A 22,391-nucleotide genomic window follows, 5' to 3' on the forward strand; every position below is an offset into this window, starting at 1 on the left:
TCACGCTGTGCATGGAGTGTTATGAATTCGCAAACCCAGGCCCCACTGATCCTGATCGTTGAAGATGAACCTAAACTCGGCCAGCTGCTGGTTGATTATCTGCAAGCGTCCAGTTACCGCACCCACCACCTGCTGCGTGGCGACGAGGTGCTGGCGTGGGTAAAACAGACGCCACCGGATCTGATCCTGCTGGACCAGATGCTGCCGGGAATGGATGGCCTGTCGCTGTGTCGTGAAATCCGCCGTTTTTCCGAGCTGCCGATTATTATGGTCACCGCCAAAACCGAAGAGATCGATCGCCTGCTGGGACTGGAAACCGGGGCAGACGATTATGTCTGCAAACCTTTCAGCCCACGCGAAGTGGTGGCGCGGGTGAAAACCATTCTCAAACGCTGTCGTTACACCCCGGAAGAGGCCCAGAAAGCTTCCCTGCTGGTGGTGGATGAGGGGCGCTTTCAGGCCAGCTGGAATAACACCACGCTGGACCTCACGCCCGCTGAGTTTCGCCTGCTGAAAACCCTGGCGCAGGAGCCGGGCATCGTTTTCACGCGCGAGATGCTGCTCAATCATTTATACGATGATTACCGGGTGGTGACCGATCGCACCATTGACAGCCATATCAAGAACCTGCGGCGCAAGCTGGAGGCACTGGATGCTGACCAGCCCTTTATTCGCGCCGTGTACGGCATGGGCTATCGTTGGGAGGCAGATGTCTGCCGTTTGATCTGACGCCATTTACATTACTGACGCCTGCTTCTACAATCCCCGCACATTTTGCAGGGTCGCCGCGATAATCGCCTGCTGAAAGCGCGCCATTGCTAGCAAAAGCAGTGGCGGCAGCAGGCCACCGCCCGCCGTACCGCAATCTCATCTGACGTCAAAAACTGGAAATATCCCATGTTCAAACCGGAACTGCTCTCCCCGGCCGGTACACTGAAAAACATGCGCTACGCCTTTGCCTATGGCGCTGATGCTGTGTATGCCGGTCAGCCACGTTACAGCCTGCGCGTGCGTAACAATGAATTTAATCATCAGAATCTGGCAACCGGTATCAATGAAGCCCATCAGCTGGGGAAAAAGTTCTACGTGGTGGTCAATATCGCGCCGCACAACGCCAAGCTGAAAACCTTCATCCGCGATCTGCAACCGGTGGTGGAAATGGGGCCGGACGCGCTGATTATGTCCGATCCGGGGCTAATCATGATGGTGCGTGAAGCCTTCCCGCAGATGGATATTCATCTGTCGGTACAGGCGAACGCGGTGAACTGGGCGACGGTGAAATTCTGGCAGCAGATGGGGCTGACCAGGGTGATCCTGTCGCGTGAGCTGTCGCTGGAAGAGATTGAGGAGATCCGCGCGCAGGTGCCGGATATGGAACTGGAAATTTTCGTTCACGGCGCACTGTGCATGGCCTATTCCGGTCGCTGCCTGCTCTCCGGCTATATTAACAAACGCGACCCCAATCAGGGCACCTGTACCAATGCCTGCCGCTGGGAATACAAAGTACAGGAAGGTAAACAGGACGAACTGGGACAGATTGTGCATCAGTATCAGCCGATTCCGGTGACCAACATCGAGCCAACGCTGGGAAAAGGTCAGCCCACCGACAAAGTGTTTATGATTGAAGAATCGATGCGTCCGGGGGAATACATGACCGCCTTCGAGGATGAACACGGCACCTACATAATGAACTCAAAAGATCTGCGGGCGGTGGCCCACGTCGGACGGCTGACGCAGATGGGGGTGCACTCGCTGAAAATCGAAGGCCGCACCAAATCACACTACTACTGCGCCCGCACCGCCCAGGTATATCGCCGGGCTATCGACGATGCGGCCAGCGGTAAGCCCTTTGACAGCAGCCTGCTGAACACCCTTGAAGGTCTGGCGCATCGCGGCTATACCGAAGGCTTTCTGCGTCGCCACACCCACGACAGCTATCAGAATTATCAGCAAAGTTTTTCCGCCTCCGACCGGCAGCAGTTTGTCGGGGAGTTTACCGGTGAACGTCGCGGCAGGATGGCGCAGGTTGAAGTAAAGAACAGATTCAGCGTCGGTGACAGCCTGGAGCTGATGACCCCGGCAGGCAACATTACCTTCCGGCTGGATGAAATGGAAAATGCCAAATCGCAACCGACTGAGGTTGCACCCGGCAATGGTCATTTTGTCTGGATCCCGCTGCCACAGGAGATCGAGCTGGCCTTTGCCCTGCTGATGCGTAATTTCGCCACTGTCCCGGCGGACGCGCCTTCACAGGCAGCCACGGCAGAGTAAAAACCCAAACCCTGGCCGGACGGTAATCACATTTTCAGTGGCCATTATCAGAAACCGATCACACTGTTTCAGGCGTTTTCTGGCTATGATAGTGCCGCTGAAAATAACTCACATAAAACAGCGTTTTTTTCCAACCTCCTCTCTGGCCCGCCCGGAATATCACCTGGCGGGCCACCCTTTTCCCCCTTCCTTTTCTTTTCCTCAGCCCGGTTTCTGACTAAATATGCTATAACTGAAGCAGTTTTAAGCCCGTTCTGACAGGAAAAACAGATGGACAAACATTCGCTTACGCTGGTGATCCTTAATGGTAAAGGAGCAGGTAATGAAGCCCTGCGCACCGCTATTCAGACCCTGCGTCAGGAAGGGGTGCCGGTTGAGGTGCGGGTCACCTGGGAACATGGGGATGGGGAGCGCTATGTCAATGAAGCGCTGCGGCTGAATGCCACCACCGTCGTCGCCGCTGGCGGCGACGGCACCATCAATGAGATTGCCACCGCGCTGGTCGGCCTGCCTGCGGACAGCCGACCGGTACTGGGTATTATCCCGCTGGGCACCGCCAATGATTTCGCCACCAGCGCCGGAATACCGCAAGAAATGGAGAATGCATTACGGCTGGCGATTGTGGGCAAAGCCACCCCGGTGGATCTCGCCAGGGTTAACCAGCAGCGCTATTTTATCAATATGGCAACCGGCGGTTTTGGTGCCCGCATCACCACCGAAACGCCGGAGAAATTAAAATCTGCGTTGGGGGGCGTCTCCTACTTTATCCACGGTCTGATGCGGGTGGATACGCTGAAAGCCGACAGTTGCGAACTGCGCGGTCCGGATTTCAGCTGGCAGGGTGACGCACTGGTTATCGCTATTGGTAACGGCAGGCAGGCGGGCGGCGGTCAGCGCCTCTGTCCGGCCGCACTGATCAATGACGGGTTGCTGGAACTGAGTATTGTCACTTCGAACGAGGTTTTACCCACGCTGCTCAACTCTATTTTTGGCGGCGATGATGACAATCCCAATATTATTCGCGCTTCACTGCCGTGGCTGGAAATCACCGCGCCCCATGAGATGACCTTTAATCTTGACGGTGAACCTCTCACCGGTTGTTCATTCCGCATTGAGGTGATACCCGACGCCCTCTCCTGCCGTCTGCCGCCCTCCTGTGAATTGCTGGTGTAAACTGCCCCCCCACTGCTGACCGGTTTGCCGTTTCGGCTCCGGTTCAGATCCTGCAACAGAACGAAATGTGATCCTGGTCTAACCCCGGCGACGACCATCTTGTATGGTAGTACGTCAATGTGTATTTTTTGCCGATTAACTGAGGTTTAACCAGCAGGCAAAATACAAGGAAAAAACCATGAAAACGGTGGTAATTGAAAAACCAGGGGAACTGATATTGCAGCAACGTTCGCAGCCGGAACCGGCTGTCGGCGAGGTCAGAATCAGGGTGCATTATGCCAGTATCTGCGGTTCAGACGTGCATATCTGGCACGGGCACAATCCTTTCGCCCGTTATCCGCGCGTCATCGGACATGAATTTTTTGGCGTTATTGACAGCGTGGGCGATGGCGTTGACGCTGCGCGCATCGGTGAGCGCGTCGCGGTCGATCCGGTGGTCAGCTGCGGTCACTGCTATCCCTGCTCGGTAGGACGTCCCAACGTTTGCAGCCAGTTGCAGGTGATTGGTGTGCATCGGGATGGCGGCTTCAGTGAATACGCCGTGGTGCCTGCCGCCAATGCGTATGCCCTGCCGGACAGCATTCCCGACAGACTGGCAAGCCTGGTAGAGCCCTTTACCATTGCCGCCAACATCTGCGCCTTTCTCAAGCCACAACCCGCCGACGTGGCGTTAATCTACGGTGCCGGACCGATGGGGCTGACCGCCATTCAGGTACTGAAGGGGGTGTATAAGCTGCGCAAAGTGATGGTTGCGGATCGCCTGCCTGAACGGCTGGCGATGGCGAAGCAGAACGGAGCCGACGTGGTGCTGGATAACAGTGATATTCCGCTGCACGCACAACTGGAAGGGGAACAGCCGACGCTGATTATCGATGCCGCCTGCCATCCGGCCATTCTCGCAGAAGCGGTGGCGCTGGCTTCTCCGGCAGCAAGAATCGGCCTGCTGGGCTTCTCCGCAGATCCCTGCACGCTGACTCAGCAAAGCCTGACCAGCAAGGAGCTGTCGCTGTTTACCTCACGCCTTAACAGCCACCGTTTTCCGCAGGTTATCGACTGGATGGAGAGGAAACTCATCCAGCCGGAAAAACTGGTCACGCATTATCTGCCGCTCGGTGACATTGTGTCCGCCATGACGCTGTTTGAGAAAGATCCACGCCACTGCTGCAAAGTTATCCTGACGGTCACCGACTGACGGCAGGCCCCCCATCGGCAAGAAATATAAGCAAGGAACCGTTATGTTTAAAAATCTACGCTGGACTATCGTCCTGCTGCTGTTCCTGGTCTACATGATTAACTATCTGGATCGTGTCGCGCTCTCTCTGACTCTGCCGTTGATTGAGCAGGATTTAACGCTGAACGCTGCGGAATTTGGCATGATTTTCAGTAGCTTCTTCTTTGGCTACGCTATCTTTAACTTCGTTGGCGGACTGGCGACCGATAAATTTGGCCCCACGCTGGTGCTCGGCGTGGCCGTCGGCTTATGGTCACTGTTTTGCGGGTTTACCGCGCTGGCGACCGGCTTCTGGTCAATGCTCATTCTTCGTGTGCTGTTTGGCATGGCGGAAGGCCCGATTTGCGCCTCGGCTAATAAGGCGATTAACGGCTGGTTTCCCAAAAGGCAGGCCGCCACGGCCATGGGCTTGCTCAGTGCCGGTTCGCCGCTCGGCGGTGCCGTTGCCGGTCCGGTGATTGGCTACCTCGCTCTGGCGTTTGGCTGGCGTCTGGCCTTTGTCATTATCTGTTCAATCGGCCTGGTGTGGATGCTGGCCTGGTTTCTTATCTCGGCAGATAACCCGCTGAAAAGTCGTCGCGTCAGCGAAGCAGAACGCAGCCTGATTGCCCGGATGAAAGCAGAGCAGGCCGCCACGGAAGAAGCGGAAGAAACCCAGGCCGCTTTCGGGCTGAAGCACTATCTGCGCCAGCCGGTGATCCTGGTCACCGCTTTCGCCTTCTTCTGCTACAACTACATTCTGTTTTTCTTCCTGAGCTGGTTTCCGGCTTATCTGGTCCAGGCGCACAATCTCGACATTAAATCGATGAGCATCACCACCATGATCCCGTGGATAGTTGGCTTTATCGGGCTGGCGCTGGGCGGCTGGATCTCAGACAAAATCTTTAATATTACCGGCAGGCTGTTGCTGTCCAGGAAGATCGTGCTGGTGGTCTCATTGCTGGCTGCGGCACTGTGTGTGGCTCTGGCCGGGTCGGTGAAAGAGGTGTGGACCGCGGTGATGCTGATGTCTGTCTCCATCTTTTTCCTCTACATCACCGGGGCAATCTACTGGGCTATCGTGCAGGACGTGGTGCATAAAAGTCGCGTAGGCGGCATCAGCGGCTTTATTCATCTGATCGGCAGCCTTTCCGGTATTGTCGGGCCCTGGGTCACCGGCGTCATCGTGCAACAGACCGGAAAATTTGACAGCGCCTTCGTGCTGGCTGGATGTGTGGCCGCGCTGGGCGCTATGCTGGTACTGTTGGTGATTAAAAGCCCAAAGCAAAACGCCAGCCATCCGATCTCTGACGGCGCACTGAAGCCTGCGCGCCACCCTAATAAGGACTGACTATGCTATCCCTTGATCTGTTACCCGAAGGTACGCTGCTGCCACGTTATGATCGTCAGGCGCTACGCCCACGCATTGTGCATCTCGGTTTCGGTGCCTTTCATCGTTCTCATCAGGCCGTGTGTGCCGATATTCTTGCCTCAGAGCATGGCAGCGACTGGGGTTACTGTGAGTGTGAAATCAACAAAACCAATCAGGGCCATCTGGTCAACGCCTTGCGCCAGCAGGACTGGTTGTACAGCGTCAGCGAGATGGCCGATGACGGCGTCACCACGCGGGTGGTTGGCGTGGTCAGACAGGCGTTTTACCGCAGCGAAGAAGGCATTGAAAAAATTATTGCGGCAATGAGCCAGCCGGATATCGCCATTGTGTCGATTACCGTGACGGAAAAAGGCTACTGTTATCAGCCTTCCAGCGGTCAGTTGATGCGGGACCACCCGGCGATGGTGCACGATCTGGCCCATCCTGACGATCCCGAATCGGTGCCCGGCGTGATCCTGGCGGCAATCCGACGTCGCCGCAGCCTCGGTCTGAAACCCTTTAGCGTGATGTCCTGCGACAATATGCCGGAGAACGGCCACGTCACGCGCAACGTGGTGGTACAGCTGGCAGAGCAGCAAGATGCTGAGCTGGCCAGCTACATCCGCCAACATATCAGCTTCCCTTCCACCATGGTTGACCGCATTGTTCCGGCGATGACCGAACAGGATTTTACCGGCCTGGCTGAACGGCTTGGCTGTACGGATCCGGTTGGCGTACAGTGTGAACCCTTTTTCCAGTGGGTGATTGAGGATAACTTCGTCAATGGTCGTCCGGCATGGGAAAAGGCCGGGGCCGAACTGGTGGCGGACGTACTGCCATTTGAAGAGATGAAGCTGCGGATGCTGAATGGCAGCCACTCCTTTCTGGCCTATCTTGGCGGGCTGGCGGGCTATCAACATATCAGCGACTGTATGCAGGACGCGCATTTTGAGCAGGCGGCCCGCAGGCTGATGCTGGACGAGCAGGCACCGACCCTGCGCACCAAAGATGTTGACCTCAGCGCCTACGCCGATTCGCTAATTGCCCGCTATAAAAACCGCGCCATCCGCCACCGCACGCATCAGATTGCCACCGACGGCAGCCAGAAGTTACCCCAGCGCTGGCTTGACAGTATTCGCTGGCATCTGAACAACGGCAGTGATTTTCAATGGCTGGCACTGGGCGTGGCGGGCTGGATGCGCTTTGTCAGCGGCACGGATGAGCAGGGGCAGCCCATTGTCATTAACGATCCGTTGAAGCCGGAACTGGCGCAGCTGGTCAGTAACAGCGAGGATGGCGAAGCGCGCATTGCGGCGCTGCTGTCGCTTAACGCCGTGTTCGGTGACGATTTGCCCGACAGCAGCCGTTTCCGTACAGCGGTCAGCCGCTGTTATCAGCTGCTGCGGGAAAAGGGGGCGAAGGAAACCGTCAGACAACTAAACAGTCAGGGCCACAGCGTCGTCTGAAAGACTGGTGTCGGGCCGACGCTCTGATTAGACTTAGCGTCGTCCCGCGCCAGGCTGCTGACGCATAACATGATAACGAATTTTGCCGCATGACGATTTCATACACCATCACCGCCAGTGAACCGGTTAATCAGCAGATTTATCGTTTCCTGCGCCAGGATATTGTGACCTGTGCGATCCCGCCGGGTTCGCTGTTATCGGAGAAGGACGTCTCCGCCCGCTTCAATGTTTCCCGCCAGCCGGTACGCGAAGCCTTTATCAAGCTGGCAGAAGCTGACCTCGTGCAGGTTCTGCCCCAGCGCGGCACCTTTGTACGGAAAATTTCTGCCCGCCGCGTGGCGGATGGCCGCTTTATCCGTGAAGCGGTGGAAGTCGCCGTGGTGCGCCGCTCGGCGGTGGAAGCCTCCGGGAGCGCGCTGGCGCTGATTGAACATAATCTGAAACTGCAAACGCTGGCGGCAGAAGGTCGCGACAGCCAGGCGTTTCTGTTACTGGACGATGAGTTTCACCGACTGATTGCACAAAGTATCCAGTGTGAACTCGCCTGGCAGACGGTGGAAAATATCAAGGCATCGATGGACAGGGTGCGTTTCCTGACGCTCAGCGAAGTTTCCCCGCCGGAGCAGTTGATTGCGCAACATCAGCAGATTTATCAGGCGCTGCTGGCTCGTGATGCCGATGCCGCCGAGAAGGCATTACGTCATCATCTTCAGGAAATTATTTTCTCTATTTCCCCCATCGCCGAACAGAACAGCGAGTGGTTTGAGCAGGCTGGCTGAGGCGGGCAACAGGGACCAGGCCAGCGTCAGATCGCTGGGAGGTGACCGCCGCAATATTCAGTGCAGAAAAGCAGCGCACGGCAGACCCGGTATCTCCGGCCCGCCTGCCGCGCCCCGAAAAGGCTTATCAGGCGATGGTCACTTCTTTCGCCAGGTAGACGTCCTGTACGCCATTGATCAACGCGATGCCCTCCTGCATCGACTTTTTAAAAGCTTTACGTCCGAGGATCAGCCCCATCCCACCGGCACGTTTGTTAATGACCGCAGTGCGTACCGATTCCGCCAGATCGGTGTCCCCTGCCGCTGCACCACCGGAATTGATCAGTCCCGCCCGTCCCATATAGCAGTTCGCCAGCTGATAACGCACCAAATCGATGGGATTATCGCTGGTCAGCTTGCTGTAGACCTGTGAGTCGGTATAGCCAAATTTCAGCGCCGTATAGCCGCCGTTGTTTTCCGCCATTTTCTGTTTAACGATATCCGCACCGATGGTCGCCGCCAGATGATTGGCCTGTCCGGTCAGGTCGGCGCTGGCGTGATAATCCACCCCATCCAGCTTAAAGCTGTTATTGCGCAGATAGGCCCACAGCACGGTCACCATCCCCAGCTTATGGGCCCGCTCAAAGGCGACGGAAATCTCTTCCAGCTGGCGACGCGACTGCTCCGATCCAAAATAGATGGTCGCCCCTACCGCCACCGCGCCAAGATTAAATGCCTGCTCCACGCTGGCATACAGCGTCTGATCATACTGCGTCGGATAGCTGAGGGTTTCGTTGTGATTGAGCTTGACCATAAACGGAATCCGGTGCGCATAGCGCCGCGAAACCGACGCCAGCACGCCATAAGTGGAGGCCACGCAGTTACAACCGGCCTCAATCGCCAGCTCGACGATATTTTTTGGATCAAAGTAGAGCGGATTAGCGGCAAAGGATGCACCGGCAGAGTGTTCGACACCCTGATCGACCGGCAGGATCGAAAGATAGCCGGTACCTGCCAGCCGCCCGGTGTTATACAGCGTCTGCATATTGCGCAGCACCGCGGGAGGTCGGTTGTTGTCGACCATCACCCGGTCAACATAATCTTCGCCCGGCAGGTAAAGGCTCTCTGCCGGGATTGTCATACAGCGATGTTGCAGCAGCGTATCCGCTTCTTTACCCAGTAACTGTACAATGTCGGTCATGGTTAACTCCTGTCTGAAGATTGCAGGGCCAAAGGCCCGTCCGGATTAACTTCACCCCAGACAGCGTGGACCCAAAACCGCGCTTAAGGCAAATTACCGGGGGCATTTTTCAGAAACATTCCGCACATGCGCCCTGCCGTCTTACCACCAGCGATAAAAGTGGTGTACCGGGCCGTGTCCCCGCCCCACTTCCAGTGAATCCGCCTGTTCGAGTGCGCCCTGTAACCACTGCCTGGTCTGTTGTACCGTCACATACCAGCTGTCACAGCGTGGCCGTAACGCCGCCAGCGCCGCCGAGAGCGTGCAGCCCGTGCCGTGGGTATTTTTCGTCGGCACTCTGGGCGAGGTAAAGCGATGTTCTTCTTTTGCGGTGAACAGCCAGTCAGGACTTTCGTCACCACACAGATGGCCGCCCTTCATCAGCACGGCCTGGCAACCCAGCGCCAGCAGCGCCCTTCCCTGTTGGCGCATTTCTGTTTCATCACGGGCGATATCACAGTCCAGCAGCACGGCGGCTTCCGGCAGATTGGGCGTGACCAGAGAAACCACGGGTAACAGCCGCTGTCGCAACGTCGCCACCGCCGGGGGGGAGAGTAAAGGATCGCCACTTTTCGCCAGCATCACCGTATCCAGCACCACCCAGGGAACAGCCGCTGCCTGTAAACAATCCGCCACCACCCCGACAATGGCGCTTTCACTGAGCATACCGATTTTCATGCTGTCGATACGCACGTCGCTGAGCACCGATGATAACTGGGCGGCGACAAAATCCGGCGACACCGGATACTGTGCCTGTACGCCGCAGGTGTTCTGCGCCACCAGCGCGGTTACCACACTGGTGCCGTAGGCTGCCAGCGCGGAGAAGGTTTTCAGATCGGCCTGAATTCCTGCGCCACCGCTGGGATCGGTACCGGCAATGGTCAGTGCATTGATACGTTTCATGCCATCGCCTCCGCGTCCAGTTTATACAGGGCGTCGAGAAACAGCGGCGTAAAGCTTCCCGGTCCGCTGGCGGCGGAGGCTGCTTTTTCCCCGGCCAGGCTCATTACCCGACAGGCGCTGGCGATATGATTCAGTTTCTCTCCGGGCAACGCGGCGAACCCGGCGACTACCGCCGAGAGGGCGCAGCCGGTGCCGACCACCCGGGTCATTAACGGAGAACCTCCTGGTATCTGCCGGCATTGCTCGCCGTCAGTGACGTAATCCACCGCCCCGGTGATCGCAACTATCGCGCCACTGTGCTGCGCCAGGCTGAATGCGCCCTCCAGCGCCGCCTCTGGCGGATGGCAGGTATCCACCCCGCGACCGCTGCCCCCCAGGCCCGCCAGGCCCGCCAGCGCGATGATTTCTGATGCATTGCCGCGAATGACGGTCGGGTGATAGTTCAGCAGGTGTCGGCAGAAATCGCTGCGAAAGGTCAGTCCCCCCACCGCTACCGGGTCGAGCACCCAGGGTTTACCCGCCTGGGATGCAGTTTTAACCGCCAGCAGCATCGCCTCGCTGCGGGCCACCGTCAGGGTGCCGACATTAATCAGCAGCGCATCGGCCAGCGCGCTGAACTCAGTGACTTCCTGCGGTTCGGTTATCATCGCCGGAGACGCTCCCAGCGCCAGCAACACATTGGCGGTCAGCGCCTGCACAACGTCATTGGTCAGGCAATGCACCAGTGGCGAGGCCTGACGAAACAGGTTGAGTGAAGAGAGGGCCTGGCTGGCCGTAAAAAGCAGAGGTTGTGTCATTGCAGTGCTCCCGACCGGCGATCGGGAAGGCGATGCGCTGAGCATCTGACTTCCCTACGCTGGCATTATCCAGATCAGGTAATACGGGTATTTCTCAGCCTTCACGTGGAAGGGCACCCCGAGTCATTTACTTAAAAATCAGACAGCTGTGATTAACTTAATTGGTCCTTTGATTGTGAAAAGCGGCAATGCACATACAGCCATTTACTCACAGGAGGCATCCCAGTCTGCCTGTTGCCATTATGCAATGCATGCCAGATATCCTGGTGTCCAGATTGCTATACGACAAATCCCTTCGCCAGCAAATAATTTCCTGAAATACCACAGGGTCCCTGTCAACATTGACATATGTCAGTCATAGAGCCAACGCCCGGCTTTCGAAGATTCTATTAACATCCGCATTGTTAACGGCTCAGGTTCAACTTCGGGAACCCTCAGAGATGCAGGGCGAAGAAAGTTGGGCACAAATCCCTTCTCCAGGGGCCAGTATGATAAAAAATTAAATGCCCCCTTATCAACGTTAAAGCGCGAAAAGTAGTCATTCATAATCTCATCTCCTGTCTCACGGGCCCAGGGGTATTTACCTGTAGAAAGGCTGGTATCAAGAGTTAAAACAGGTTTAGCTCTGGCAAAAAGCGGCTTCAAATTCCAGGTCTTGTCATACCATGCCATTACCGCAATTTCGACATCATCCTCTACCATACTTTGTCACCTTTCCTCACAATACGGTTACAGGTGCAAACGGTTTTGAAACTGATTTGATAAACATCATTCATAACAAAAACTATTCCCAGAATGGGTATCCATCGTCCGGCAAATGCCCCCGGGTTTGTTACATAACTAAACCTTAAATGGCGAATACTTTCCGTTGTAAGTGTAGGCCAGCGGGGTATATGGTATTTCAGCCAGCGCCTGAGGTTCTCACTAAGAATAGAGGTACCTTTAGTTGCTCCGACAGGCTTCCCTCGCGTGCTCTGAGTTGGTTGCCCGAGGATTATAAGTGCAAGTGCACTTATATCAGCAACGCCAGGCTGCTTGTGAGCCTCTTCCAAAAAGACAAAGAAGAAAAGCTCACGGGCAGTAAGATTCGATAGCCCATTGTAAAAATATGTCCCATGCAGTTGTTGAATTGTATCCATACTAAAATCCCTTTCAATTCGTCCAGTCTGCGTTAAGCCTTGTCTAAGCTCAATAAAATCTACCAGCCACAAGTTAAAAAGAGAATGAGGGAATACTTTACAAATCCCCACCATTCTTCCTGTCGCTTGCCTTTTGTGACGAGAGCACAATTTTACCTATTCATCCATCGCAGCAAATCAAATAGTGTGTAGTGGTAACATCAAATTTGTCACAGAGTTTAAGTTCGCCTGGTCTGGCTTTTCAGACTGGCCCCATAGATCACCAGACATTTCGCCTCTCTAAAAATAAGAGGTAGTCTTAGACCTGTGTTTAACACCCGTCGGAATAACAATATGCTTGAAGTGTTATCATGACCTGAGCGGCGTCGCCGCAGTACACTGCGGGGAAAAATAGCCATTATTCAGCAGGCAATGGAACCCGGCACGACCGTGTATTACGCCACGCGCCTGCACGGTATCAATGCCAACCAGATTTTCAAATGGTGCATATCCAAAAAAACAGTGACAGCATTTATACTTTGATAAAGAAAGAACAACTGCCAGTATTTTAACGCTTAATTTAGCAAGGAGAGCGACAATGAGCGCAGATGAAAAAGAGTCACGAGGACTCACGTCTGGCTATATCAATCAGGACTCAACGTAAAGATACGCGGCTTAGTTAGCCGGGCTGTGTCTTACCGTTACTCGCTGCCAAATCATCAATTGATTTCCGACTACGGTATATAAGTCCAGGCAAGCATGATTGCTGATTATTTCTGGCTGTTGAAGTTTGGCCGTTCAGGATTTGATGAAATATCAAATTTTACCGGTATCAGAGGTCCGAATCTTTTAAAAAGCTATCAGTGGGTGATGCGTGGCTTCCTGAGAGATCCCTCTGCCAAAAGGAATCTTCCATGAAAAACCTGACATGGATTGGCGCTATTTTTTTCCTTAATGGCTGCCATCTTGAAAAACCCTGGGTTCATCAATTAGATGTCCAAATTAAGAATAACGCCCCTTGTTTCAAAATAAATTCAGATATTAAAACCGCTCACCAAAAAATGAAAAATCAGGGTGTCATGATTTATAAAAAATCACAGCAAGACTGGCTGCCTTTCTGGCATACGCCCCAGAAATCAACCTTTCCAGATATTTTTTACGGGGAGTGCATTTCGTATCCGGATGTAAAATGGCAGGAAGGCAGATGGTCCGTTTTGATGGGTATTACAACTGAAGATGATAAGAAAAAATATCGCCTCATAAATACCTTTAGTTTGCGAAAAGACGAAGCAGGAAATTTTTTCCTTGAAAATATTCAATAAATTTTCAGGCGAAATAACTGACAGTGCGCCGACGCTGTCTTGATTATCCCAGCCAATGCGAATCATGCCAGATAAGGTTACTATGACGCACAATCCACAATGTGACCTTTTACCACGCAGACCAGCGCTGCATTTTCCCTTTTACTGTCATCGATAATCCCTGATGTTCCGATTCGGAACTTTTTGCTACAGTCCGCTCAGTTGAGAGCTGATTAAAGTCAGGCCGCTGAGACAGGGTAACCGGGATGAACAGACCACTTAATGAACAGTATGGCATAAGCGTTGCCGCACTTCAGATGCTGCAATACCTCCGGCAGATCGCCCGTGGCGACCACGCATTCACCCTGCGGGATACGGAGTTAAACAGCCGTTGCAACGTCACCCCCGCAGATAATTTTACCCTGCTGGATCAGCTGTTCGAAGCGGGAAAAATTGATTATGACTATCGCGGAAGCGGAGCCGAAAGCGAAAGGCACGTCAAACCGGTCTGGGGTGAACGCTGATGGCAATCCGCCCTTTCACCGAGGCCGACCGCCCCTTCCTGCGCACGCTGTTTCTTGCTGCGAGGCGGGCTAACTGGCACTGGCTGGATGGCAGCGAGTGGCAACTGGAAGATTTTGATTGCGTGACGCTGGGCGAACGGGTGCTGGTGGCCAGCAGAGAAGAATGCCGCGTCGGTTTTGCCGCCGTGCTGCCCAATGATAACTTCCTGCACAGCCTGTTTGTTGACCCGGCCTGGCAGGGGCGCGGGGTTGGCAGCGAATTGTTAAACGCCGTGCAGGCGGGGTTTACTTCTACCGGCAAACTGAAATGCCTCAGCGCCAACCAACACGCGCTGGCCTTCTATCAGCGGCATGGCTGGCAACGAATTGGCAGTGGTGAAAGCGATCAGGGACCCTATCTGCTGCTGCACTACCTGCTGAAGCCCTCATCCCCAACCACGGCCTGATGCACCTGCGGCGTCAACCTGGCAGGCCGCAAAACCGCAACGCACGGCGTTGAAGCACAGCGCCGGTGGCAGGCCAAATCATCCGGCGCTGCCGCCATCACACCGCACGAAAGGCGATATCTTCCGGAATAACCTCTCCACGCCAGAACAGCTGTGCGGCTACCTGACCCGCCAGTTCACGGTACATATCGGTAAATTCGCTTTCCGGCCGACGCACCACGGTCGGCTGTCCGTCATCGAGATCTTCACGCAGCGAAATATGCAGCGGCAGCTGGCCCAGCAGGCGGATATGAAACTGCTCCACCAGCTTTTCTGCCCCGCCAGTGCCAAAAATAGCCTCAGGATGACCGCAGTGGCTGCATATATGGATACTCATGTTTTCCACCACGCCCAGCACCGGCACGCTGACCTTGTCGAACATCACGATGCCTTTACGCGCATCTATCAATGCGACATCCTGCGGGGTCGTCACCACCACCGCCCCCGTGACCGGCACATTCTGCGCCAGCGTCAGCTGAATATCCCCGGTGCCCGGCGGCATATCCAGTATCAGATAGTCAAGCTGCGGCCACAGCGTTTCATTCAGCAACTGCATCAGCGCTTTACTGGCCATCGGCCCGCGCCAGACCATGGCATTATCGTCGGTCACCAGATAGCCAATCGAGTTGGTTGCCAGGCCATGCGCCATAATGGGCGCCATATGCTTGCCATCCGGCGAGGCGGGTCGTTCATCGCGCGTGCCAAGCATATCCGGAATTGACGGACCATAGATATCGGCATCCAGCAATCCCACCTTCGCCCCTTCGGCTACCAGCGCAAGGGCCAGGTTAACTGCGGTGCTGGATTTTCCCACCCCACCTTTGCCCGAACTGACGGCGATAATATTCTTCACCCCATTAACGCCCGGATGATTTTTCACCCGCTTCAGCGTGGCAATCTGATGGTTAAGCCGCCAGTTGATTGCCCGGGCACCGGTCAGCCGCAGCAGTTCCGTGCTGACGGTTTCTTTTAATATCTCAAAGCCGCTCAGCCAGACGAACGGCATCACCAGCTCAATATGCAGGGTGTTATCCATCAGCGCACAATGGCGCAGCGCCTTCAGACTGGTAAGATTCTGCTCTAATGTTGGATGTTCGAAGGTGCCAAGCACCCCCATCACCACGGCACGCAGCGCTTCCGGTGAGCGTTTTTCCTCTGACTGTGACATCGTCCCGGCTCCTGTTTGGTTGTCAGTTTTATTCAGCGGAGCATATCAGATATGACCGCAGGCAGGCGTGGCCTGCTGCAAAAATCGGGGTGGTCCATGCGGGATTGTTTACGCAGGGAGCCGCTATCGGTTACCATCGAATCCCCTCTTTTTAAACAGGTATAGCAAGTTTTACTATGACTCAAGTCGCGAAGAAAATTTTGGTAACGTGCGCCCTGCCGTACGCCAACGGTCCCATCCACCTCGGTCACTTGCTCGAGCATATCCAGGCAGATATTTGGGTCCGTTACCAGCGAATGCGCGGCAACGAGGTTTACTTCATCTGTGCTGACGACGCACACGGCACGCCGATCATGCTGAAAGCGCAGCAGCTGGGCATTCAGCCAGAGCAGATGATTGCCGAGATGAGTCAGGAACATCAGACCGACCTGGCCGGTTTCAATATCAGCTATGACAATTTTCACTCGACCCACAGCGAAGAAAACCGCCAGCTGTCAGAACTGATCTATACCCGTCTGAAAGAGAACGGCTTTATTAAGAACCGCACCATTTCGCAGCTTTACGATCCGGAAAAAGGCATGTTTTTGCCGGACCGTTTTGTGAAGGGCAGCTGTCCAAAATGCAAATCAGCCGATCAGTATGGCGACAACTGTGAAGTGTGCGGCGCAACTTACAGCCCGACCGAACTGATCGATCCAAAATCGGTGGTTTCCGGTGCCACGCCTGAAATGCGCGACTCAGAGCATTTCTTTTTTGACCTGCCAGAATTCAGCGCCATGCTCCAGGCCTGGACCCGCTCCGGTGCGCTTCAGGAGCAGGTGGCCAATAAAATGCAGGAGTGGTTTGAATCCGGGCTGCAACAGTGGGACATCTCGCGCGATGCGCCCTATTTCGGTTTTGAGATCCCGAACGCGCCAGGCAAATATTTCTACGTCTGGCTGGATGCGCCAATCGGCTATATGGGCTCGTTTAAGAACCTGTGTGACCGGCGCGACGATATCGATTTTGACACCTTCTGGAAGGCAGATTCTGACGCGGATTTGTACCACTTTATCGGCAAAGATATCGTCTATTTCCACAGCCTGTTCTGGCCGGCCATGCTGGAAGGCAGCCAGTTCCGTAAGCCTACCAATGTGTTTGTTCACGGCTATGTCATGGTGAACGGCGCGAAGATGTCCAAGTCGCGCGGCACCTTTATCAAAGCCAGCACCTGGCTTGAACATCTGGACGCCGACAGCCTGCGCTATTTCTACGCCACCAGACTCTCTTCCCGCATTGATGATATCGACCTCAACCTGGAAGATTTTGTGCAGCGGGTTAACGCCGACATCGTTAATAAAGTGGTTAATCTGGCCTCGCGCAATGCCGGTTTTATCACTAAACGTTTTGACGGTCAGCTCTCCGCCGAACTGGCCGATCCGCAGCTGTATAAAACCTTTACCGACGCGTCTGCCACTATCGCCGAAGCCTGGAACAGCCGCGAGTTCAGCCGCGCCATCCGTGAGATCATGGCGCTGGCAGACGTCGCAAACCGCTATGTTGATGAGCAGGCTCCGTGGGTGGTGGCGAAGCAGGAAGGCCGCGATGCCGATTTGCAGGCAATCTGTTCAATGGGGATCAACCTGTTCCGCGTGCTGATGACCTGGCTGAAACCGGTTTTACCCGACCTGAGCGAACGGGCAGAAGCCTTCCTGAACCAGTCGCTGAGCTGGGATGGCCTGCACCAGCCGTTGCTGAACCACCGCGTCGCCCCCTTCAGGGCACTGTTTCAGCGTGTTGAGATGGATAAGGTTAATGCACTGGTTGAGGCTGCCAGGCAGGAAGCAGCAGCGGCTGCCAAACCGGCTGTCAGCGGTCCGCTGGCTGACGCGCCGCTTCAGGAAAGCATCACCTTTGATGATTTTGCCAAAGTGGATATGCGCATTGCGCTGATCAGCCGTGCTGAGTTTGTCGAAGGCTCCGATAAGCTGCTGCGTCTGACGCTGGATCTGGGCGGTGAAACACGCAATGTCTTTTCCGGCATCCGCGCAGCCTATCCGGACCCGACGGTGCTGACCGGACGCCTGACGGTCATGGTGGCTAACCTTGCACCGCGTAAAATGCGCTTCGGTGTTTCTGAGGGGATGGTGATGGCAGCGGGCCCTGGCGGCAGCGACATTTTCCTGCTCTCTCCTGACAGCGGCGCACAGCCCGGTATGCAGGTGAAATAATCCGGCACCCGGCGGCGCTTTTTACCTCGCAGTGAAAAGCGCCGCTTCTCCCAGCCGGTAGAGGGCAGCCGGGTGATTAAGGTTTCAGCTCTACGCCTGGCACATCCCGCCTCCGGCTTCACACTGTGATCGGTAGCACACTTCTTTTTTTGATCGTAAGATTCATCTTCAAAAAAACCAGGAGCTTATCATGCGCAGTGCGCTTGTTGCAGGCTGGCATTACCTTCGCGCCTTCCTGATCATTTATCTCTGTTTGTGGGCCGGTAACGGCATCGCCAGGCTGCTGCCTGTCACCATCCCCGGTAGCATTATCGGTATGCTTATTCTGTTTGCCCTGCTCGCCACTCAGCTGCTTGCCGTCGAATGGGTAAAACCCGGCTGCTGGCTGCTGATCCGCTATATGGCGCTGCTGTTTGTTCCCATCAGCGTTGGCGTGATGAACTACACCGATATTCTCAGCGCCCAGTTTGGTCCGATTGTGGTGTCAGTGGTGGTCAGTACTTTCATCGTCCTGACCACCGTCGGACTGGTCTGCGATAAGCTGCATGGCCGCCCGGTAATAAAACTAGGAGCCCGCGATGAGTGATATCTGGTGGTCACTGCCGCTGACCCTTGTGGTGTTTCTCGCCGCGCGAAAACTGGCCGCCAGAGTCAGGATCTCGTTTTTCAATCCGCTGTTAATTTCGATGGCGGTGATTATTCCGCTGCTGTTGCTGATCAACATGCCCTACGCCCGTTATTTTCAGGGCAGCCAGCTGCTCAACCAGTTGCTCCAACCTGCGGTAGTGGCGCTGGCACTGCCTTTGTATGAGCAGATGCATCAGATCCGGGCGCGCTGGAAATCCATTATCGGCGTCTGTTTTACCGGCAGCCTGACGGCAATGATCTCCGGCACCGCCATTGCCTTGTGGATGGGCGCCACGCCGCAAATTGCCGCCACCATCATGCCCAAATCCGTTACCACGCCGATTGCAATGGCGGTATCAGCCACGCTGGGCGGTATTCCGGCGATCAGCGCCATCTGCGTGTTGATTGCCGGTGTGCTGGGTGCTGTGTTCGGTCATATGCTGCTCAACATATTGAAAATTCACCGCAAATCGGCACGGGGGCTGGCAATTGGCAACGCTTCCCACGCGCTGGGCACCGCCCGCTGTGCCGAGCTGGACTATCAGGAAGGCGCATACAGTTCACTGGCGCTGGTTATCTGCGGCATTATCACCTCGCTGCTGGCCCCCTTTCTGTTCCCGCTGCTGGTGCATTTCTCAGGGTAAAGCGGCGACAGGCAGCTGGTTAGCAGAGTAAAACCGGGGGTCTGAAGGCGGGATCCCAGGTCGTGGCATCCGGTCATACTGCATTCAGGGCAGAAAATTCTGCCTCAGCCTGATGCGGCTGACGTCGTATCACCGGCACTAAAATTTGCGGCAGGTCGCGCATTTCGCCGTTTCGTTTCACAAATTACATTGTAAGTGTGATGCAAATCACATACAGCGGTGACGCAGCCCGCCATGATAAGCGGCCGTCACTGTGAGAGAGACTTGACATGCAACCCCGTTTCCAGACTGCATTTACCACGCTGCCGCCCCTAATACAGGCCGCTGCGGAACCCTTTCTGGCCGCCGATAACTTCCCGGCGTTTTTCACCCCGCAGCAGGTGTCTGCAATGCAGCAACACAGTGGCCTTGACCTGCGGGAGCTGGCTTTTGCGCTGTTGCCCCTTGCCGCCGCCTGTGCGGTGACGCCGCTTTCGGCTTTTAACGTCGGTGCCATTGCATTGGGCAGAAGCGGTCATCTCTGGTTTGGGGCCAACATGGAGTTTTCCGGCGCAACCATGCAGCAGACCGTCCACGCCGAGCAGAGTGCAGTCACCCATGCCTGGCTGCGTGGCGAAACGGCACTGGAAGCCATCACCGTCAATTACAGCCCCTGCGGCCACTGTCGTCAGTTTATGAATGAGCTGAACAGCGGCACCCGCCTCACCGTACATTTACCAGGACGCGAACCGGCGACACTGGCCGATTATCTGCCAGATGCCTTTGGCCCACGCGATCTGGCGATTGAAACGCTGCTGCTGGACCCGGTCAACCACGGGCTGAATATCCACGGTGATGCGCTTTGTCAGGCGGCTTTACAGGCCGCAAACCGCTGCCATGCGCCCTACTCTCAGGCGCTGAGCGGCGTGGCGTTAGAAAGTGCCGATGGCAGCATTTTTGCCGGCAGCTACGCTGAGAATGCGGCGTTTAATCCCAGCCTGCCGCCGCTACAGGCCGCGTTGATCCTGATGAATCTGGCCGGTCATAATCTGAAGCAGATCCAGCGAGCGGTTCTGGCTGAAGCGCCCGATGCCAGACTCATTCAACATCAGGCGACGCTGGCAACGCTTCAGGCGCTCGGCTGCAACAATCTCACTACCATCCCGCTGAATTAATCCACTCAATCGCACAAAATAAACAGCTTTTGTGATCACTTGTTAACAAAAGCTGTACTTTCAGATGAATTATTTTAGGATTGGCCCACAACATCACCAATCGCATGAGTATTGCTGACATGGAACTCGAACACGAAAGTAAAAGGCCACTTTATATCCCCTATGCAGGGCCAATTTTGCTGGAATTTCCCCTGCTGAATAAAGGCAGCGCGTTCTCAGTTGAGGAGCGAAATGAATTTAACCTGCGAGGGCTGCTGCCTGAGACGGTGGAAACCATTGAAGAGCAGGCCCAGCGCGCCTGGCGTCAGTTTCAGGACTTTAAAAACGATAACGACAAGCACGTCTATCTGCGCAACATTCAGGACACCAACGAAACGCTGTTCTACCGCCTGCTCGACAACCATCTTGAAGAGATGATGCCGATTATTTATACCCCGACGGTCGGCGCAGCCTGCGAACATTTCTCAGAGATTTATCGCCGCGCCCGTGGCGTGTTTATCTCCTACCCCAACCGCGACAATATCGAAGATATGCTGCAAAACGCCACCAAGCAGAACGTTAAGGTGATTGTGGTCACCGACGGCGAGCGTATCCTGGGCCTTGGCGATCAGGGCATCGGCGGCATGGGTATCCCTATCGGTAAGCTGTCGCTGTACACCGCCTGTGGCGGTATGAGTCCGGCCTATACCCTGCCGATTGTGTTGGACGTTGGCACCAATAATCAGCAACTGCTTAACGACCCACTCTATATGGGCTGGCGTCATCCGCGTATCACCGGCGAAGAGTACGACAAATTCGTTGACGAATTCATTCAGGCGGTAAAAAGCCGTTGGCCGAACGTGCTGTTACAGTTTGAAGATTTCGCCCAGAAAAATGCCATGCCGTTGCTGGAGCGTTATCGCGATGAGGTATGCTGCTTTAACGACGATATCCAGGGCACGGCGGCGGTGACGCTGGGCACGCTGATTGCCGCCAGCCACGCTGCCGGTAGCAAAATGAGCGAGCAGAAAGTGGTGTTCCTCGGTGCCGGTTCTGCCGGCTGTGGCATCGCTGAGCAGATTGTCGCCCAGATGAAATCGGAAGGCCTGAGTGACGACGAAGCCCGCGCCCGCGTCTTTATGGTTGACCGTTTCGGCCTGCTGACCGACAAGCTGCCTAATCTGCTCAGTTTCCAGAGCAAGCTGGTGCAGAAAAGTGACAGCCTTAGCGGCTGGGATTCCTCTTCGGATTCCCTGTCACTGCTGGACGTGGTGCGCAATGCGCGTCCGGATATCCTGATTGGTGTTTCCGGCCAGCCGGGACTGTTCAGTGAAGAGATTATCCGGGAAATGCACAAACATTGTGCGCGCCCTATCGTGATGCCGCTGTCTAACCCAACCTCTCGCGTGGAAGCCACGCCGCAGGATATCCTGGCGTGGACCGACGGTGCCGCGCTGGTTGCCACCGGCAGCCCGTTCTCTCCGGTGATGTTAAAGGAAAAAACTTACCCGATTGCCCAGTGTAATAACTCCTATATCTTCCCCGGCATTGGCCTTGGGGTCATTGCTTCTGGTGCCACCCGCGTCACTGACTCCATGCTGATGGCCGCCAGTCGTGCCCTGGCTGACTGCTCACCGCTGGTCAATGATGGTGAAGGCCCGGTTCTGCCCGAAGTCAAAGATATTCAGGGCGTCTCGAAGGTGATCGCCATGGCCGTCGCCAAAGCCGCTCAGGAAGCCGGTGTCGCTGTAGTGACCTCAGAAGATGTGCTTTCCCGAGCGATCTCCGCCAATTTCTGGCTGCCGCAGTATCGCCACTACCGTCGCACATCAATTTAACGCCGATGGCCGGGGAGGCACCTTCCCGGCCAGTTTACCGTCACCCCCGGTTATTGCTCCTGCTGCTGACGCTTTTTCAACCATCCGCATATTCCTGACGGCGGATTGTGCGAAATGCGCCCATCCGCAGCCTTCCCGCTTGCTTCACTCCGC

Annotated in this window: 22 protein-coding genes, 1 pseudogene and 1 riboswitch; of the genes and pseudogenes, 17 read left to right on the forward strand and 6 right to left on the reverse strand. The window is 55.4% G+C overall.

Translation table 11 applies throughout. From position 1 onward, the window contains the following. Positions 1-21: 21 nt before the first annotated feature. The 7 genes from baeR to BG55_RS11730 all read left to right on the forward strand — a co-directional run bounded on the left by baeR (position 22) and on the right by BG55_RS11730 (position 8,271). Positions 22-729: an envelope stress response regulator BaeR gene (gene baeR, locus BG55_RS11700; RefSeq protein ID WP_034937815.1), complete on the forward strand. Its 708-nt coding sequence runs from the start codon at positions 22-24 to the stop codon at positions 727-729. Positions 730-897: 168 nt separating this feature from the next. After that, a complete protein-coding gene (gene trhP, locus BG55_RS11705) occupies positions 898-2,271 on the forward strand; it encodes a prephenate-dependent tRNA uridine(34) hydroxylase TrhP (protein WP_034937817.1) in 1,374 nt (457 codons plus the stop codon). A gap of 270 nt (positions 2,272-2,541) precedes the next feature. Then, positions 2,542-3,444 carry a lipid kinase YegS gene (gene yegS / locus BG55_RS11710; RefSeq protein ID WP_034937819.1) on the forward strand — a complete coding sequence of 301 codons (903 nt, stop codon included), beginning with the start codon at positions 2,542-2,544 and terminating at the stop codon, positions 3,442-3,444. A 178-nt stretch (positions 3,445-3,622) separates the two neighbouring features. Further along, positions 3,623-4,636 (forward strand): Zn-dependent oxidoreductase, encoded by a 1,014-nt coding sequence (locus BG55_RS11715; RefSeq protein ID WP_034937822.1) that lies wholly within the window; start codon positions 3,623-3,625, stop codon positions 4,634-4,636. A 43-nt stretch (positions 4,637-4,679) separates the two neighbouring features. After that, positions 4,680-6,005 carry an MFS transporter gene (locus tag BG55_RS11720; RefSeq protein ID WP_052018804.1) on the forward strand — a complete coding sequence of 442 codons (1,326 nt, stop codon included), beginning with the start codon at positions 4,680-4,682 and terminating at the stop codon, positions 6,003-6,005. A 2-nt stretch (positions 6,006-6,007) separates the two neighbouring features. Beyond that, on the forward strand, positions 6,008-7,492 hold the full coding sequence (locus BG55_RS11725) for a mannitol dehydrogenase family protein (RefSeq protein ID WP_034937823.1): 1,485 nt from the start codon (positions 6,008-6,010) through the stop codon (positions 7,490-7,492). 89 nt (positions 7,493-7,581) lie between these two features. Next, positions 7,582-8,271, forward strand: coding sequence for a GntR family transcriptional regulator (locus BG55_RS11730; protein WP_034937825.1), 690 nt, complete (start codon positions 7,582-7,584; stop codon positions 8,269-8,271). 127 nt (positions 8,272-8,398) lie between these two features. Here BG55_RS11730 and fbaB read toward each other — a convergent pair whose 3' ends face one another. The 5 genes from fbaB to BG55_RS11755 all read right to left on the reverse strand — a co-directional run bounded on the left by fbaB (position 8,399) and on the right by BG55_RS11755 (position 12,329). Then, positions 8,399-9,451 (reverse strand): class I fructose-bisphosphate aldolase, encoded by a 1,053-nt coding sequence (fbaB, locus tag BG55_RS11735; RefSeq protein WP_034937827.1) that lies wholly within the window; start codon positions 9,449-9,451, stop codon positions 8,399-8,401. Between the two features lie 141 nt (positions 9,452-9,592). Continuing rightward, a complete protein-coding gene (thiD, locus tag BG55_RS11740) occupies positions 9,593-10,393 on the reverse strand; it encodes a bifunctional hydroxymethylpyrimidine kinase/phosphomethylpyrimidine kinase (protein ID WP_034937830.1) in 801 nt (266 codons plus the stop codon). After that, positions 10,390-11,190, reverse strand: a complete 801-nt coding sequence (gene thiM, locus BG55_RS11745) for a hydroxyethylthiazole kinase (protein WP_034937832.1) — start codon at positions 11,188-11,190, stop codon at positions 10,390-10,392. The genes thiD and thiM overlap by 4 nt, the downstream gene beginning before the upstream one ends. A 34-nt stretch (positions 11,191-11,224) precedes the next feature. Further along, positions 11,225-11,321: riboswitch (TPP riboswitch) on the reverse strand. A gap of 220 nt (positions 11,322-11,541) precedes the next feature. Continuing rightward, complete coding sequence (locus tag BG55_RS11750; protein WP_034937835.1) at positions 11,542-11,892, reverse strand: DUF1493 family protein; 351 nt, start codon at positions 11,890-11,892, stop codon at positions 11,542-11,544. Beyond that, complete coding sequence (locus BG55_RS11755) at positions 11,886-12,329, reverse strand: STM2901 family protein (RefSeq protein WP_034937909.1); 444 nt, start codon at positions 12,327-12,329, stop codon at positions 11,886-11,888. The genes BG55_RS11750 and BG55_RS11755 overlap by 7 nt, the downstream gene beginning before the upstream one ends. 333 nt (positions 12,330-12,662) lie before the next feature. Here BG55_RS11755 and BG55_RS22285 point away from each other — a divergent pair. From BG55_RS22285 to BG55_RS11775, 5 genes and pseudogenes are all read left to right on the forward strand, one after another. Beyond that, positions 12,663-12,812 (forward strand): annotated as a pseudogene (locus BG55_RS22285) (transposase); the annotation flags it as partial. Positions 12,813-13,067: 255 nt separating this feature from the next. Then, positions 13,068-13,226: a hypothetical protein gene (locus BG55_RS22835; RefSeq protein ID WP_160170851.1), complete on the forward strand. Its 159-nt coding sequence runs from the start codon at positions 13,068-13,070 to the stop codon at positions 13,224-13,226. Beyond that, a complete protein-coding gene (locus BG55_RS11765) occupies positions 13,223-13,630 on the forward strand; it encodes a putative T6SS immunity periplasmic lipoprotein (protein WP_034937837.1) in 408 nt (135 codons plus the stop codon). Before BG55_RS22835 ends, BG55_RS11765 begins: the two co-directional genes overlap by 4 nt. A 245-nt stretch (positions 13,631-13,875) precedes the next feature. Beyond that, positions 13,876-14,133, forward strand: a complete 258-nt coding sequence (locus BG55_RS11770; protein ID WP_052018805.1) for a hypothetical protein — start codon at positions 13,876-13,878, stop codon at positions 14,131-14,133. After that, positions 14,133-14,579, forward strand: coding sequence for a GNAT family N-acetyltransferase (locus BG55_RS11775; protein WP_034937840.1), 447 nt, complete (start codon positions 14,133-14,135; stop codon positions 14,577-14,579). The genes BG55_RS11770 and BG55_RS11775 overlap by 1 nt, the downstream gene beginning before the upstream one ends. A 97-nt stretch (positions 14,580-14,676) precedes the next feature. Here the strand turns inward: BG55_RS11775 and apbC are convergent, their stop codons facing one another. Beyond that, the gene (gene apbC / locus BG55_RS11780; protein ID WP_034937843.1) at positions 14,677-15,786 is read right to left on the reverse strand and encodes an iron-sulfur cluster carrier protein ApbC; all 1,110 of its coding nucleotides are present in this window, start codon (positions 15,784-15,786) and stop codon (positions 14,677-14,679) included. Positions 15,787-15,962: 176 nt separating this feature from the next. Between apbC and metG the strand changes: the two genes are divergently transcribed. The 5 genes from metG (at position 15,963) to BG55_RS11805 (ending at position 22,238) form a co-directional block, all read left to right on the forward strand. Continuing rightward, positions 15,963-17,996, forward strand: a complete 2,034-nt coding sequence (gene metG / locus BG55_RS11785) for a methionine--tRNA ligase (protein WP_034937845.1) — start codon at positions 15,963-15,965, stop codon at positions 17,994-17,996. Between the two features lie 190 nt (positions 17,997-18,186). Next, positions 18,187-18,582: a CidA/LrgA family protein gene (locus BG55_RS11790; protein WP_034937849.1), complete on the forward strand. Its 396-nt coding sequence runs from the start codon at positions 18,187-18,189 to the stop codon at positions 18,580-18,582. Continuing rightward, a complete protein-coding gene (locus BG55_RS11795; protein WP_034937851.1) occupies positions 18,575-19,267 on the forward strand; it encodes a CidB/LrgB family autolysis modulator in 693 nt (230 codons plus the stop codon). Before BG55_RS11790 ends, BG55_RS11795 begins: the two co-directional genes overlap by 8 nt. 269 nt (positions 19,268-19,536) lie before the next feature. Then, positions 19,537-20,421, forward strand: coding sequence for a cytidine deaminase (gene cdd / locus BG55_RS11800; RefSeq protein WP_034937852.1), 885 nt, complete (start codon positions 19,537-19,539; stop codon positions 20,419-20,421). Between the two features lie 119 nt (positions 20,422-20,540). Beyond that, positions 20,541-22,238: an NAD-dependent malic enzyme gene (locus BG55_RS11805; RefSeq protein ID WP_034937914.1), complete on the forward strand. Its 1,698-nt coding sequence runs from the start codon at positions 20,541-20,543 to the stop codon at positions 22,236-22,238. Positions 22,239-22,391: the final 153 nt, after the last annotated feature.

Origin of the sequence: Erwinia mallotivora (genome assembly GCF_000590885.1) — a bacterium.
Taxonomy (GTDB): Bacteria; Pseudomonadota; Gammaproteobacteria; order Enterobacterales; family Enterobacteriaceae; genus Erwinia; species Erwinia mallotivora.